This is a genomic window from Streptomyces sp. RPT161 (assembly GCF_027533845.1).
Lineage (GTDB): Bacteria > Actinomycetota > Actinomycetes > Streptomycetales > Streptomycetaceae > Streptantibioticus_A > Streptantibioticus_A silvisoli_A.
Genome location: NZ_JAPZVN010000016.1, coordinates 77,212 through 91,932, shown reverse-complemented (window position 1 = coordinate 91,932; position 14,721 = coordinate 77,212). Strand labels below are relative to the sequence as shown.

The window sequence follows — 14,721 nt, the reverse complement described above, 5'->3', positions numbered from 1 at the left end:
CGTGATACGACTAGCCAGTCTTGATCGTTTTTACCGGGGGGATTGAGTCGTGGGTGTTGTGTTGCCCGACTGGGCCGCCACGATGCTGGACCTCATTGGCGTGTCCTGGCCCAACGTGGACGAGGACGACTACCACCACACGGCCGACTCGCTCCGCGATTTCGCGCACGACCTCGACGACAACACCGGCGCCGCCAACCAGCACATGCAACGCCTGCTGGCATCCGGCCGCGGCCAGTCGATGCAGGCACTCAACGCCCACTGGGGGAAGGTCAAGGACAAGCACCTGAAAGACCTCGCCACTGCGGCAACAGTGGTCGCAGGGGCCTTGGACCTGGCTGCGGGTGCCATCACGGCCCAAAAGGGCGAGGCAATCACACAGTTGGGGTACCTAGCCGACGAAACTGGGATCGCGCTGGCGCTGATTCCGGAGACCGGCGGGTTGTCGGCGTTGCTGGACGCGGGTGCGATCGAAGCCACGCAGCAGGTCGTCAAGCAGCTGTTCCAGGAAGTCGCCAAGGACGCGGTCAACTACATCGTCTCGGCCCTGGCCGAGCCCGCGGTGGCGGCTTTGGATGGCATGGCGGTTGATCTGGCGATTCAACTTGCCGCTGATGGCATGGGCGTGCAGGACGGGGTGAACCTCAACGAGGTCAAGCAGGCGGGCAAGGACGGCTTCCATCAGGGCGTGGGCTCCGCGAAGACGGCACTGCACCTTGACTCCGTGGGTGGCGGAGACGGTGGAGCCGGAGGGGGCGGCGGTGGGGGCTCCGATGATGTCCTGATCGACCACGCCGAGCATGAGCGGGCGAGTACCCACCTCAACATGGTCGGTGCCGCGGTGCATGGCAAGACCAGGGGCCAGATCTTCACGGCGCGCGGGCACTTGGGGCGTACTCGCGGCAGGGGTGTGATCGCTGAGGCGATCGCACCGGTCGCGGAGAAGGCGGTCAACGCGTTGGAGAAGGCCGCCACGGAGCTGGGCGACCATCTCAAGGACCGGCTGCCCAAGGCCGTCCAGCAGATCTCCAAGGACTTCCGTAAGGCCGACCAGGACATCGAGGACGGCTTCCACAAGCTCGGCCAGCACCACGGCAGGAACGACGACCTCCACCTTGCTTCCAATGGCCCTGGAAGGAGGTCGCGTTACGGCAAGCCGGACTCGCTGAGCGAGGCGAAGTCTGACCCGCGCCGTCACGGCATCCAACTGGATAACAAAACCTGCAAAAACGATCCAGTGGATGTCGCCACAGGCGAGATGACCCTGCCGCAGACAGATCTGTCGCTGCCCGGGGTCCTGCCCTTGGTCCTGCGGCGTACGCACCTGTCCGGGTATCGCTACGGGCAGTGGTTCGGCCGCAGTTGGGCTTCCACCCTTGACGAGCGCATCGAACTCGACACCGCGGGCACTGGGGCGGTCTGGGCACGGGAAGACGGCTCCCTCCTGGTCTATCCACGCCTTCCCCAGCCCGGCGGTGAACCGGTTCTCCCCTTGGAAGGCCCGCGCCTGCCCCTGAGCTATGGCGGGGACGAGAACACCGAAACGGTCTACCAGGTAACCGACACGCACACCGGCGCCGTGCGCTGCTTCACGGGAAGCCCCTACAACGAGTCGACCGCCTACTGGCTCACCGAACTCACCGATCGCAACAACCGCATCACCATCGACCGCCACGGCGACGGCACCCCGACCGCGGTCATCCATCACGGCGGCTACACGGTTCACCTCGCCGCAGAAGACCAGCGAATACGCACGCTGTCCCTACGCACTCCCGACGGCGCGGTCACTGTCGCCTCCTACGGCTTCGACGAGGACGGCAACCTCAACGCGGTCACCAACTCCTCGGGCCTGCCGCTGCGTTTCACCTACGATCCGGTCGGCCGCATCACGTCCTGGACCGACCGCAACGACTCCACCTTCCAGTACGTCTACGACGGTGACGGCCGCGTCGTCCGCACCATCGGCCCCGACGGGTTCCTCTCGTCCACCTTCGCGTACGAGGCCCACCCCGAGACCGGCTACCGCATCACCCGCTACACCAACTCCACCGGTGCCACCACCGTCTACCACCTCAACGACCGCCTCCAGGTCGTAGCCGAGACCGACCCGCTGGGCAACACCACCCGCCAAACCTGGGATCGTGACGACCACCTCCTGAGCCGCACGGACGCACAGGGCCACACCACACAATGGAGCTGGGACGAGCACGGCAATCTCACGGCCGTCCGCGAGGCCGATGGCACCGTCACCACTGCCGAGTATGACGAGCGAGGCATGCCGCTCGTCGTGACCGGGCCCGACGGAGCCGTGTGGCGGCGCGAGTACGACGAGGCCGGCAACAACACCGCGTTGATCGCACCCGACGGGACGATCACTCGCTACGCACACGACGCGCGCGGCGGCATCACGGCGATCACCGACGCCCTCGGCGCCACCGAAACCTTCCTGCCCAATCCGGCCGGTCTGCCGATGGCCCGCACCGATGCCCTCGGCCACGCCCACACCTTCACGCGCGACGCATTCGGCCACCCGACATCCCTCACCGACCCGCTCGGCGCCATCACTCACCTGGAGTGGAACCCCGAAGGGAACCTTCTACGCCGCGTCGAGCCCGACGGCAGCGAACAGAGGTGGACCTACGACGGCGAGGGCAACTGCCTGACCGAGACCGACGCGAACGGCGGTATCACCCGCTATGAATACACCCACTTCGACCTGGTCGCAGCCCGCACCGAGCCGGGCGGAGCACGCTATGAATTCACATACGACACCGAGCTGCGACTGACCGAGGTCCGCAACTCAACTGGTCTCACCTGGAATTACGCGTACGACGAAGTGGGACGCGTCATCCGCGAGACCGACTTCGACGGCCGGACACTGACCTACACACACGACACCTCCGGCCGCATGGTCTCCCGCACCAACCCCCTCGGTCAGACCGTCACCCACCACTACGACGCACTGGGCCGCCTCGCGACCAAGGACGTCGACGGCGCCGTCACCTCCTTCGCCTACGACCCGGCGGGCAGACTCCTCCAAGCACAATCACCACACGCCACGCTGGAGTTGGCGTGGGACGCGCAGGGGCGTCTTACCGCCGAGGCAGTCGACGGCCGTACCCATCGCTACACCTACGACGCAGAAGGCCGCCGCACCTTCCGCACCACACCCAGCGGCGCGGTCACGACCCAGACCTATGACGCGGCAGGCAACCGCACACTCATGGAGTTCAGTGGGCGCCCGCTGCACTTCACGCACGACGCCCACGGGCAGGAACTCACCCGCACTGTCGGCTCCTCTGACCGGGCCGTTCACCTGGCCACCGCCTGGGACGCACTGGGGCGTGTCAGCGAGCAGAGCCTGGCCGTTAAGGGCCGAAAGCTGCGCTCACGCGCCTACACCTACCGGCCCGACCACCACATCCTCGCCGTCACCGACCAACTGACCGGCCAGGCAAGCAGATTTACGCTCGATGCCGACGGCCGCCCAACAGGCGTCGACGCACACCACTGGAGCGAGCGCTACCTCTACGACGGCGAAGGCAACCAGACCGAGGCCACCTGGCCCGACCACGCCCCCAACCCCGACACCCGCGGCCCGCGCACCTACGACGGGATGCGGCTGCGCTCCGCCGGGGCCCTGCACTACACCTATGACGCGGCGGGACGCGTCATCGAGCGACGCAGAAAACGCCTGTCCCGCAAGCCCGACATCTGGCGCTACACCTGGGACGCCGAGGACCGACTCACCTCCTGCACAACGCCGGACGGCGTGCTGTGGACCTACACCTACGACGCCTTCGCGCGCCGCACCGCCAAGCGCAAGCACGCCCCGGACGGAACGGTCGTCGAGGAAACCGTCTTCGCATGGGACGGTGGCCGCCTGTCGGAACAGACCGACACCACCACGCGGACAACGCTGACCTGGGAGTACGACGGCCTACGACCACTCGCGCAAGCCGAGAGCCGCCAGCCCAGCGCCGACCAGCAGTCCGTCGACTCGCGCTTCTTCGCCATCGTCACCGACCTCATCGGCACCCCGACCGAACTCGTCAGCGAGACCGGTGACATAGCCTGGCACAGTCGCCCCACCCTGTGGGGCACCACCGCGTGGAACCGCGACGCCAGCGCCTACACACCCCTGCGCTTCCCCGGCCAGTACGCGGACCCGGAGACCGGACTCCACTACAACCACTTCCGCCACTACGACCCCGAACCGGGCCGCTACGTCACCCCCGACCCACTGGGGCTGGCACCCGCCCCCAATCCCGCCGGATACGTGACAAACCCGGCGACCATCTCCGATCCCATGGGGCTCGCGCCATGCATGGACGCGATGCAGAAGATGGCGGAGCAGATCAACAACCTCAAGCAGAACAAAATTCAACGCGAGAAGCAGACAGTCGCGATCATCCACGCGCAGACGCCCAAGGGACCCGTCACTTTTGTCTCGGGCACGAGCAAGAGCAAACTCGATGCGGAACAAGTCAAACTGGCCAAGCAACTTGGGCTCGTGCCCATCCCCGACGACGCCTACATGAAGGTGCCTCCGCGCGTCAAGGGCGGTCACGCCGAGCAGAACATCCTCGCCTACCTCAGCCGGTTGAACCACGGCAAGGACAAGCCGGACTGGCTACCCACACACGGCGCGGCTTCCAACAGCGTGTGCACAGACTTCTGCTCCCCGCTCATCCGTGGCAGCCACGGAGCCATGTACGGCATGGTGTACCCCCGCACGCAGGGGACGCAGCAGAAACAGTTCTATTGGCCCGCCAGGCATTCTCCGAGGTAAACAATCACCATGAGCTACTCATGTACCACCGCTGAGCTCCTCGCGCAGGAGGAACTGCCGGGTCTCGTTAACCGGTCCCGCAACCACCTCGACACCTTTCTGGTACGCGACCATGCCTGCTGGCTGGTCTCCGAACCCGGGGACGAGATCGTCGTGGGCCGCGTAGCTTCAGACAGTGGTCGGGTCTTCGCCGAACAGCGCCGCTGGCCCTCCCACAAGCCGGAGCAGACCCAAGGGTTCGCCTCGCCACTACCGGACGGGGGACTCGCCATGGTGGCCAATGGCGCCGTCACGGTCTACGACGCGAGTGGGCGGCAGCGATGGACGCATGAGTTCGAGCCGTGGCCTGATCGGGGAACGGGAGGCCCTTCCTGCGTCGCCGACGCTTCGGGCCGCCGCCTCCTCGTCACGACGCCAGGCCCCGGCCTGAGCGACAGCGCCTACTCCGGAGATGCGTGCGTCGCTCTCGATCTGGCCGACGGCCGACACGTCACGCAGACGCCGCTGCCGTCCGCGTCCGCGGGGTACATCTTCCAGCAGTCCCTCACTGACCCCACTCAGGTGTTCCTCAACGCGCTGCAAGGGGACACCTTCTACTCGCTGGCGGTCACGCTGGAAGACGACACCCTGCGCACGCAGGCCGTCGGCGGCGACGACGAGCCGTTCGCCGGGGTGAGCCTCAACGGTGTAGTCCTCAAGCTGGACGTTGGAGGGGAGTGGCTCAGCCGCTGCGAGGCTGGGCAGGAGGACATCGTCGTCGAGGCTGCGGACGTGCTGCCGGAGGGCATGCGCCTCGTCGGCCATCGCCCTGGATTCCTGGACAACGATCGCGTTGTCGTGGCCGTCGCCGAGGAGGAGGACTCGGACGACAACCGCCACCTGATCCTTGATGCCCGCACCCTCCAGCCAGTCGCCGAACTCGACTACCCGGGCACAGTCTCCTGCGACCCACTCGCCCTCGGGGACGGGACGTGGCTGACAACGGAGGGAGACCTGGTGCGGCGATGGCGGGTGGCCCAGTGAGCGACTACCCCAACAGGGCCCAGTAGCAAAGCCGGAGTTCTGCGTGTAACGCGCCAGCCATCGGCGTCGGCGGGCTACGGCGACTGCCCAGAGCCATCGTCAAACGGTCCACCGCAGGCGCAGCCGATTGCGGGCTGATCACGTAGGACATCCCGTACTCGATGTAGCCCTGCTGGCGAAAAGGGTGACCAACGCGCGAGGCCGCCCCTGCTGCGTGAGTGAGGGGCGGCCGGTGTTGCGAATCATCTGCACTCGGCGATGTGATTCGCCAGGTGGAGAGCGGCTTTGTACACGCTGATCACGACGCACAGGCCGGTCGCTTCGTACAGCGTGGGTCGGACAACGTGTGACCAGTCACCGGTCACCCTCGGCCAGGTGGCCAGCAGCAGTAGGTCGCCGGCGGCGAGCCCGAGGTCTGCGGTGATGTCCTTTCCGCCGTTCGCAGCGGGTTTCCAGCAGGCGGCGGGTTAAGGCGGAAGGAGAAGGCGCCCGAGGCGCAGCGCACCTCGGGCGACGTGGGCCAGGATCAGAGCGAAGTCAATAGGGCAGCGGTGAATGCCCTGATCGCGTCCGCCGGTACCGAGGCCGTGAAGTAGGCGTTCCAGACGGGGGCGGCCGTGGGCTGCTCACGCGCTTCGTAGAGCCAACCGTCTTCGTCGAGACGGACCTTGAGGTGGCCACAGGGGCTGGAGTAGGTGGCAGGCAGGTCGTCGTCCTCGACGGTCCAGTCTGGGCGGTCAAACAGTTCGGTGACGACGTATGCGGCGTCCTGCGCGTCGAGGTACTCCGGGGCTTCGTCAGAGTCGGCGACTTCAGTGGGAGTGCTGCTGTTCTCCCAGTCGAGCAGGGTGCTGACGGTGCGGGGTAGGTACCCCTCTTGGCCGTCGTCGGCGATGAACGCGGTGCCGTCCGCGTTGAGAACGCGGCCGGCGTAGTGGGAGAACGGCCAGTCTGGGTTGATGGCCAGGCGGACCGGCAGATCAGCATCCAGTTCCTCTAGCTGACGGATCAGTTGTCCGACGGTGAGCGAGCGAGACATGAGAATCCTTTGGGGAAGCTGGCGAGGTGCTGGTGATGGGTTCAATGCTGGTGGAGACAAAGCAGATCCAGGTAGGTGCGCAGCCGTCCGACGAGGGGTGGCTGGAGCGGGGCACCTTGTTGACCTGGGGTTTTCCCGACACCGGTACGTTGACATGGGGTGTGCCGAAGTACGTAGTCGATTCGGCCCTAGTGGCGTCTGCCGCGAGTGAACTAGTCGCACTGGGCTTCTGCAGCGGCGTACGTGAGGCAAGTGGCCAGTCGTGGCTGGACCTTCGACGAGGCCGCTCTACTGCGGTGATCCCTGCAGCCAGTGAGCGACAAGGAGTAGGCGAAGCAAGCGTGGATGATGTCCAGATTCATCCGCACGTCAGTGTTGGGCCCTTCCAGCTCGGTATGCCCTTCCATGAAGCAATGCGGGTCACTCAAGGGCTGGGCCGGATCAGTCACCGGCCAGGAGCCGAACGACCCGCAGTGGTGAACCTCGATGACTCCGCGTTCCAATTCGTCCTGTCCTTCCCCCAGGACGGGACGCTGACCAGCGTCGAGCTGTGGCGCTTCCGCGTGGAAGATGACGAATTCAACGTCACCTTCGACGGACTGGACGTTTTCCGCACCCCCAGCGAACGGTTGGTGCCGCAGGTAGAAGAACACGGGCATTCCGTCGCGTACGACGACGACTTTGGCATCTACGCCCTACCGAAATCCAAGATCTCTTTCGCTAACAACAGCTCCTACGAGTACCCCGTCGACCCGGAAGGCGATCCCGTGTACTTCGACTACGTTCTGAGCACGACGCAGCCCGTACGGTGACCAACAGGCCGCATCGCACGCGCCCGGTCTGAGTGCGGGGATCGTACTGGTGAGCTCGCGTATTCAACTGTCGCCAATTCCCCCCAGGAAACCACGGCCGCTGGTGACCGTATGTGTTCCCCAGGAGTCACGCCGACTCTAGGTTCCTCCGGCTTTGACGGCGAGGATCTCGTCGAGCTGCACCTCTACTTGTGAGGCGCTGGAGTCGCCGTAGGAGTATGCGAGCTGGGACTCCAGCCGTCGCGCGTACTCCAAGCCGCGGGGATGGCAGCACAAGGCCGTGATGGCCGTGGTGGTGCCGGACCAGTTGGCCGGGCCCTGCGGTCCGATGGTGTGCTCCAGGACGGTCATCCACTGGTGGAGCCACGGGTCTGTCGCGTAGAGGACCGCCGTGCGGTTGACCAATTGGCTACCGGGCAGGAGCGTGAGCGAGAGCCTCCGGTTCCTGATCGTCCGCGCCACGAAGTGCACGATGAGGGCGACTTCACAGATCTCGCGATACGTACGCTGCCTCAGGGCAGCCGCCCTTTCATCGGCTCCCTTCGGGTAGGCACTGGCGTCGAGTTCAGCAAGTCCACCCTTGAGCCCGTCTGCGATGATCAGGCTCTTCACCCGTTCAAGTTCTCCCTCGGGCCGATCGGCCCCCATGGCTCGGAGAAGCATTGCGCTGTCCTCGGTGACGGCCTCCGACGGTAGGCCGTCACCGTTGACCCAATCGGTGATGAGCTGCGTGATCTCGGCAGCCACATCACGGAGCTTCGGGTCACGCTGCCTACTGGCGGGGAGCGACCGGCGACGACGTGCGAGGAGTTGGGCGGATTCTTGCGCGAATCGGTGCAGCTCGACATTGGCATCCGCCAGCGCCTCGTCGGCGGAGGCCCCGTCGGATAGTCGCTGAAAGATTTCGTCGGTGAGACGCGGCTTGCGCAGATGCCACTCCAAGGCTGTCCGCATCCCCGGTTCCGGGGAGAACAGTTCCGGTTGGCCTGTGAGCGGATGCCGCGCAGAACGGCCCTCGGTGAAGGTATACGGGTTGGTGGTGAACGTCCTCAGGACCGTTTCATGCAGGCTGCGTCCGGGACGGGAGTTCCGTCCGAGTTCGGCCGCGATTCCCACGGCCCCGGGGTGAAACCAGGACACCTTGCCTTGTCCGCGCCCCAGAGCGCGCCGGAAGTTGCTGGGCAGCAGCTTGGCCGCTCGCCATGTCTCCAGCTGTTTACAGCTGATCGTCTGCCGGTGGGCTTCCCACACCGCTTCGCAGAGCTCTCGATCGGCAGGGCTCTCGGTACGAGGCACCCTCCCACGTTACAACCCCACGAGCTGATGCCAGGGGCCGCCGTACCACCATGGCGTACTGCTGCTGTCGCCCCGCACGGGACGGAGAAGTCAGAGGCCTGGGAGGCTCGGTATGTCCGGAACCATGGATTGTCGCTGCCATCATTGTGTCTGGAGGCGGGGCCGACATGAACGCTGGGTGCGTGTAGGCCGACGGCTCCGGCGCTGGCGGCGCATCATCGTGCTCAGCGCGGTCCGTGGCGCGGCCGGGGCCGTCGGCACTGGGGCTGTGGCTCTCACCGTCTGGTGGTGGCAGCAGCACTGACTGCATTTTGAGATCGAACGGTTGTGCTTCTCCAGTGGTCTGCAGATCAGCGACAGCAACGCTTTCTGGTGAACTGCCCTTCACCTTCAACTGCCGTCAGTTCGCTGTGGCGTCCAGCCGGATGGTGACCTTAGGTGGTCGCCGGCGGCGTACCGCTGCAGGTTGCGCTGGCCTGGTCAGCAAGCTCCGCGCTGGTGGCGGTGGCGATGCGGTCGGCGGTCATGACAGATCCCTTCGAGCGGCGACGCGCGCGGTGCCCACGGGGGCGGTTGGCGTTGTGGCGGTGGTCGACGGATTGACGACTGCGGCCTGGGGGGAGCGGGCACGTGCGGCTCGCACCCGCGCGTCGGCCGTCGAGTCGGGAGCCGGGCGGTTAGGGCCGGTACGGTCCGTTCGCTGCTGGGCGGTCCGGTAGACCTCGTAGTCCTGCCGGGCGCCTGCGGCGACGAGGTAGACCTCGTGGGTGTGGGTGGAGGAGGCGGGCGCATCCCGGAACTGGATGACCATGCGGTAGGCGACCGCGGGATCCACGTAGACCTTGTGGAAGCCGGTCAAGCGGCCATCCAACGGCAGGCAGTCATCGCTGCCGTGGACGAGGTTCTGCAGCTCTAGCAGTGCCAGGTCCCGAATGTTGTCGGGGAGTTGGCGCAGGTCGCCTATGGCGTCCGGGTGGGCGGCGAAGGCGAAGCGGGCGCGGCTCATCGCGACCTCCGGCTGGACTTCCCTTCGGTGGCTTGTGCTGGCCCTGGCGCGGGCACGGTAGCGGCCGGTATTTCGGTGGTCGACCGAGCAAGTGCCGCCTGTGCTCGGTGGGTTGTGCCGCGTGTCGCCTCGACGGGCCGGGGCAGTGGCGTGTCGCGATTCCACAGCCACTCCTCGGCCGCGTCCTCGTCGGCGAACGCCCCCTCGCGGACGGTGTAGCCGCTGAGGTCGGCGCTGACCTCTTCAAGAAAGACGCGGTATGGCTGCTCCGCGGAGTCCAGGTGGCTGTCGTGGACGAGGACCCAGGTCTCGGTGCCGAAGTCGAAACGCCCGGGGTTGTAGGTGTTGTGGTCGAGTACCTCGTACCGGTTGCCGGATGACTTCAGCCGCTCCTCCAACTGCTGCGTGAGTTCGTCCTTCGGCTTGGGTGAATTGGCGTGGGAGACCTCAATGGCCTCCGCGGGGCAGCCGCGCTCGATCAGCCAACGCTGGGCCAAGGGCACCAGGGCCACGGGGGTGGAGTCGAATCGAAAGCTGCGCTGCCCGACCTCGCGTTTGACGTGCATAGCGATGTATGCGGGAGTACCTGGGGCGCCCCATTGCGCCGAGTTGTCGTAGAGGACCAGGTAGGTGTCGCGGCCGTCGCTGCTGTGGTGTTCGGCGACGGCGACGAGACTGTCGTCATAGAGCGTGACGAAGGAGAAGTCCTCGGCCACATCGTCATCGGTCGGCTCGAAACCCTCCAGGCGGTAGTCGGGTGTGGTGTTCACTGTTGTGCTCCGGTGGGGGCGGGGGCCGGGGTGGTGAGGACGCGGTGGGTCGGGCGGGCGGGGGTGGTGGTGCAAGCCGCGAACGGGCCATCAGCTGCGCGCAGTTGAAGCAGCGCGTGGTCGAGGTGGTCGCGATGCCAGGTCGACGGCCCGCCCAGGCCCGCCTCGGCATCGGTCAGCTGTTGCCAGGCCAGCCAGAGCGCGTGTAGGCGGGCAACGGCCTCGGGGTGCTCGTGCCACTGGTCGCACCAGGGACGGTTGGCGCTGATCTCACGGCCGTATACGGGAAGCAGGAGGTAGTTGACCCAGTTCCGTAGGGCGGCGAGTTCGATGTCGTATGCCTCGCCGCCGAGCGCCACGATGAACGCCGAGGTAGGTGGTTTCTGTTCGCCAGCGGCCTGGACCGCATCTATGGGCTGCGCGGAGGAGGCTTCGCTGGGCTCGGTTGTTTCGGCGGCGAGGCGGTCCAGGAGGACACCGTGCTCACGGACCTCAGCGACGATCTTGGCCAAGGTGGACGCGAGATCGTCTAGATCGTCGTCGGGTATGCGGAAGGGCTCGGTGGAGCTCGGGAGAGAATCGGACACGGTAGTGCTTGCTTTCTTCTGTCGGAGGTCGGCACGCGGAAGAGGATCCGGAGGATTCGGGATTTGGCACGGCCGGAAATCCGCGATAGAGGAGGCGTGGCCGCGTGATGTGATCCGGTGGCAGGCTTACGGGACGGTGCACTGCGAGCACCGTGAGAACGGCGTCAGCAACTGGACGGCACACTCGGCTTGTTGGGGGACAACGCCGTTGCCAAGTGCGATGAGTTGAGCCGGTCGACCCAGGCCAGGGGTGGCAGTCACCCAGCCCGCAGGGAGCCCTTGCATCCATTCCACGAAAGCTGGTTGAAGGCGCCCTGCGTCGTCGGTCGGAGCTGGTGCCGGCCGGGTGAGGTTCTCCCATCGGGTGATGGCCGCTGCGTACCGCCCCCACTGACCGGTGACTGATTGCTGCCCGGGTCCGGGTCGTCCCACAACGGCAGCACCACCGCCGACGAGGGTGGACGGTCGCTCTTGCCGGGCCTGCGACCAGGGGCGCCCGTGTCGTTGGTCCTCGACGCCGACCACAGGGACGCCGCCGCTGATGGGAGCGTCAGGTCGCCGCTGCCGTAGCACTGGTTGGGCGATCCCTTGATTCCGTCGCTGGCCTTCGGGGTGGGCAGCAGCCACTCCACCTCGTCGGCCAGCGATGGGCCGTGGCCGCCCTGCTTGCGCTTGTTCGGGTGCTGGCTCCCACCGTTCGTGCCCAAGTTCGACGTCGGAGTCTTGAGCAGATCGATCGGCGGGCCAGGCAGCGAGGAAGGTCCGCGCACGATGATGGGGTGCTCCGACGTCGCTGGCGCGAAGCATGAGCCACCGCGCGTCATACCGAAGGTCGGCCAGGGAGCCGAGTACGGCACCAAGTGCCCGCAAAAGAGGCTGGGTTGGGTTGTCTCCCAGACACCCCGGGCAGGGTTCCATGTCGCCAGGGGAACCGGCGGGTGAGGTGAGGAGTCCTCGGACATTCTCCACCACCAAAAGGCAAGGACGGAGGGCCTCGACTGCACGGGCGATGTGCAGCCACAGGCCGGAGCGGGTGTCTTTACTGAGTCCGGCGCGTCGACCGGCAACGGAGACGTCTTTGACAGGGGAAACCGGCGGTCAGCACGCACACCTGCGGTACGGCGGCCCAGTTGATGGTGGTGATGTCGCCCAGGTTCGGCACGTCTGGCCAGTGCCGGGCCAGAACCTTGGAGGCGTCGGGGTTGATCTCGGCGTGCCAGGCCACGCTGCCGCCGAGGGCGGCCTGGACGCCTAGGTCCAGGCCGCCGTATCCCGAGCACAGACTCCCGATCAGCGGGAAATGGGATTGAGTGGTGCCGGTCATGTCACCGCCCTCGAGTGGCTGCCGCCGCGAGAGGAGCCGCCGGGGCGGGGCCTGCGGTGCGAACAGTCGACGGTTTGGCGATGGCTGTCGTGGTGCGGCTGAGGGCGGCTTTCAGTCGAAGCGTCGGCTGCGCGATCAATGTCGCTGCGCTGTGGAGGGCAGTGGAGGCATCCTGGAGAGCGGTGTGGGCCTCAGAGAGGGCGTCTTCAATGACGTGCGGGATTCGTCCGTGAACATCGCGGACACCCGGCTCATGGCGCCTGGCCCAGGTATGGTCCACGAAAGCCAACTGGTGGCTGACCGTACCGAGCGCGGCGATGGCCTGGCCAGCGGGTTCGAGCGCTGCGGCGAAGGCGGTGGCGACGCGCGCGTCAGCCGGAGCGGTCGAGTCGTGTACAGCCCTGGAGGCGACCTCCTCACTCAAGTCAGTGACTAGTGTGCTCAGTTCGGCTATCTGCCGGGAGACGAAGGTGGGTTCGGGCGATCGGTGGGGATCCCCGGCGACCGGCAGCTTGCCGCGCTGGGCGTCGAAGGCGAAAGCCGCAGCGCGCAGAGCGTGGGCAGGGGAGGCGGACGGCATGGCGAACTCCTGACCATAGTGATTCGGAAGGCATGGGCGAGGGCGGCCAAGGCTGGTCTGCGAGGGATCACGTGTGGCTCCGGGCAGCGGGACGGGCGGTGGGAATGGAGGCGGCAGACGTCCGAGCCAGGGCCGGGCTCGAGCGCTGGGGTTGGCTGCGAGCCAGAGCCGCATGAACGCGCGCGGTCGCGTGCTCGGCATTCGCCACAGGTTCGGCACTCCCGGCTGGTGGTGTGCCGGTGGCGGTGCGCCAGCGCTCGTGGACCTCGTGGGCCGATAGGAGGGCGTGGAGGGCGTAGCCGATCAGGCGGCCGGGGGCGAGCGACTCGTCGTGGGCCAGATCCTGGATCGTGCGGGCAGAGGCCGACGCCGTTCGGACAAGGGACGAGGCCAAGACACGCTCGCCTAGGAACTCCGGCGATCCAACGCCGCCGCTCCGGCAGATGGCACCGACCTGGTCCACATTCAGAGAGCCGTCGGCAAACAGGCCGCGTCGCTGGGCTTCCCACTGCACGGTGATGGCATCGATGGGCTCACCGCGGTGGTGCAAGGCACCGAGGCACCGGTAGAGGCGCCCGCAGAGCGGGTCGGCGAAGTCAGCCGGTCGCAGCCACTCCACCACCTGGCGCATGCCGTCCGGCCGATCGATGAGTAGCCCCACGAGGAACTGCTCATCCTCGGACTGCCCGTCGCTACCCGCGGCGGCGACCGGGTAGGAATGGTCGACATCGTCGGGTGGCGGAAGCGGCTTGGGGTCGCAGCCCCAGCGCCGGGACAGATCGTCGAGGACGTCGGTCAGGATCTGAACATGGTCCACGGTGCTGTCGACCACCCTCTGCAGGGCATCGGTATCGGCGACTTGGCACAGGCGGGTGGCGTGCTCCAGGACGCTGCGGTGGATCGCGCCCTCCAGCACCATCCGCCCGTAGACCGGGGCGTTCCCGGCGCGCGGGCATGCGGCGACGAGAGTGTGCGCGTACGACCGAGTAAGCCCCCGGATATGGCGATCAGCCTCGGCGAAGGTGTCGGTCACCCACGCCAGCGGCGCCTCGCCCTTGGAGGCCAGCGCGGAGTGACCGCGCGATCGGAGGGTGAGCATCGCGGCGAACACGGCTTGGTGCGCGGGACGAGAGAAGTGGTCGGGCAACAACCAACCAGCCAGCGAGTCGAGCTGACCGGGATCAAGCAGGACAGCGCCGAGTACCGCCTGCTCGGCTTCGATCAGCACGTTCACTGCAACTCCGCGTCGCTCTCGTCGGTGTTCTGTGAGGGGCGCAGTGCGGCAACCGCGCGGTTCGCGGCGGTCATCGCGGCGGCGAACTGGTCCAGCTCCCCGCTGAAGGCGGGGTCGGCGATGGGTACGGAGCCGCGGTCGGCGACGAGCCACCACTGGTCGCCGAGCCGAACGACGGGCATATCGGCCAGCCCAGGGACGGTAGGGGTGTGACGGGACACCAATGCCTCCTGACGAAGGTGCAAGGGGATATAGGGC

The 14,721-nt window shown here is 66.7% G+C and carries 13 protein-coding genes and 1 pseudogene; 3 read left to right on the top strand and 11 right to left on the bottom strand.

Annotated elements, in window-relative coordinates; translation table 11 throughout:
- Nucleotides 1-49 precede the first annotated feature (49 nt).
- A complete protein-coding gene (locus O5O46_RS26085) occupies nucleotides 50-4,792 on the top strand; it encodes a DUF6531 domain-containing protein (RefSeq protein ID WP_269858021.1) in 4,743 nt (1,580 codons plus the stop codon).
- Nucleotides 4,793-4,801: 9 nt separating this feature from the next.
- Nucleotides 4,802-5,815, top strand: a complete 1,014-nt coding sequence (locus O5O46_RS26080) for a hypothetical protein (RefSeq protein WP_269858020.1) — start codon at nucleotides 4,802-4,804, stop codon at nucleotides 5,813-5,815.
- A 526-nt stretch (nucleotides 5,816-6,341) separates the two neighbouring features.
- Here O5O46_RS26080 and O5O46_RS26075 read toward each other — a convergent pair.
- Nucleotides 6,342-6,854 carry a DUF317 domain-containing protein gene (locus tag O5O46_RS26075; RefSeq protein ID WP_269858019.1) on the bottom strand — a complete coding sequence of 171 codons (513 nt, stop codon included), beginning with the start codon at nucleotides 6,852-6,854 and terminating at the stop codon, nucleotides 6,342-6,344.
- A 35-nt stretch (nucleotides 6,855-6,889) separates the two neighbouring features.
- On the opposite strand from O5O46_RS26075, the gene O5O46_RS26070 reads away from it, so the two are divergent.
- Nucleotides 6,890-7,666, top strand: a complete 777-nt coding sequence (locus O5O46_RS26070; RefSeq protein ID WP_269858018.1) for a hypothetical protein — start codon at nucleotides 6,890-6,892, stop codon at nucleotides 7,664-7,666.
- A gap of 138 nt (nucleotides 7,667-7,804) precedes the next feature.
- On the opposite strand, the gene O5O46_RS26065 is transcribed toward O5O46_RS26070, so the two are convergent.
- The 10 genes and pseudogenes from O5O46_RS26065 to O5O46_RS26020 all read right to left on the bottom strand — a co-directional run bounded on the left by O5O46_RS26065 (nucleotide 7,805) and on the right by O5O46_RS26020 (nucleotide 14,645).
- A complete protein-coding gene (locus tag O5O46_RS26065) occupies nucleotides 7,805-8,962 on the bottom strand; it encodes a hypothetical protein (RefSeq protein ID WP_269858017.1) in 1,158 nt (385 codons plus the stop codon).
- Between the two features lie 523 nt (nucleotides 8,963-9,485).
- Nucleotides 9,486-9,968 carry a hypothetical protein gene (locus tag O5O46_RS26060; protein WP_269858016.1) on the bottom strand — a complete coding sequence of 161 codons (483 nt, stop codon included), beginning with the start codon at nucleotides 9,966-9,968 and terminating at the stop codon, nucleotides 9,486-9,488.
- A complete protein-coding gene (locus tag O5O46_RS26055; protein ID WP_269858015.1) occupies nucleotides 9,965-10,738 on the bottom strand; it encodes a hypothetical protein in 774 nt (257 codons plus the stop codon). Before O5O46_RS26055 ends, O5O46_RS26060 begins: the two co-directional genes overlap by 4 nt.
- Nucleotides 10,735-11,325, bottom strand: coding sequence for a DUF4913 domain-containing protein (locus O5O46_RS26050; protein WP_269858014.1), 591 nt, complete (start codon nucleotides 11,323-11,325; stop codon nucleotides 10,735-10,737). The genes O5O46_RS26055 and O5O46_RS26050 overlap by 4 nt, the downstream gene beginning before the upstream one ends.
- Before the next feature lie 257 nt (nucleotides 11,326-11,582).
- The gene (locus O5O46_RS26045) at nucleotides 11,583-12,095 is read right to left on the bottom strand and encodes a hypothetical protein (protein WP_269858013.1); all 513 of its coding nucleotides are present in this window, start codon (nucleotides 12,093-12,095) and stop codon (nucleotides 11,583-11,585) included.
- Nucleotides 12,079-12,348: pseudogene (locus O5O46_RS26040) on the bottom strand (DNA cytosine methyltransferase); the annotation flags it as partial. The gene O5O46_RS26045 and the pseudogene O5O46_RS26040, both read right to left, overlap by 17 nt.
- 16 nt (nucleotides 12,349-12,364) lie before the next feature.
- Nucleotides 12,365-12,649, bottom strand: coding sequence for a DNA cytosine methyltransferase (locus O5O46_RS26035; protein WP_269858012.1), 285 nt, complete (start codon nucleotides 12,647-12,649; stop codon nucleotides 12,365-12,367).
- Nucleotide 12,650: 1 nt separating this feature from the next.
- On the bottom strand, nucleotides 12,651-13,229 hold the full coding sequence (locus O5O46_RS26030) for a hypothetical protein (protein WP_269858011.1): 579 nt from the start codon (nucleotides 13,227-13,229) through the stop codon (nucleotides 12,651-12,653).
- A gap of 67 nt (nucleotides 13,230-13,296) precedes the next feature.
- On the bottom strand, nucleotides 13,297-14,463 hold the full coding sequence (locus O5O46_RS26025) for a DnaB-like helicase N-terminal domain-containing protein (protein ID WP_269858010.1): 1,167 nt from the start codon (nucleotides 14,461-14,463) through the stop codon (nucleotides 13,297-13,299).
- Entirely contained in the window at nucleotides 14,460-14,645 is a 186-nt protein-coding gene (locus O5O46_RS26020) for a hypothetical protein (protein WP_269858009.1), read from the bottom strand. The genes O5O46_RS26025 and O5O46_RS26020 overlap by 4 nt, the downstream gene beginning before the upstream one ends.
- Nucleotides 14,646-14,721: the final 76 nt, after the last annotated feature.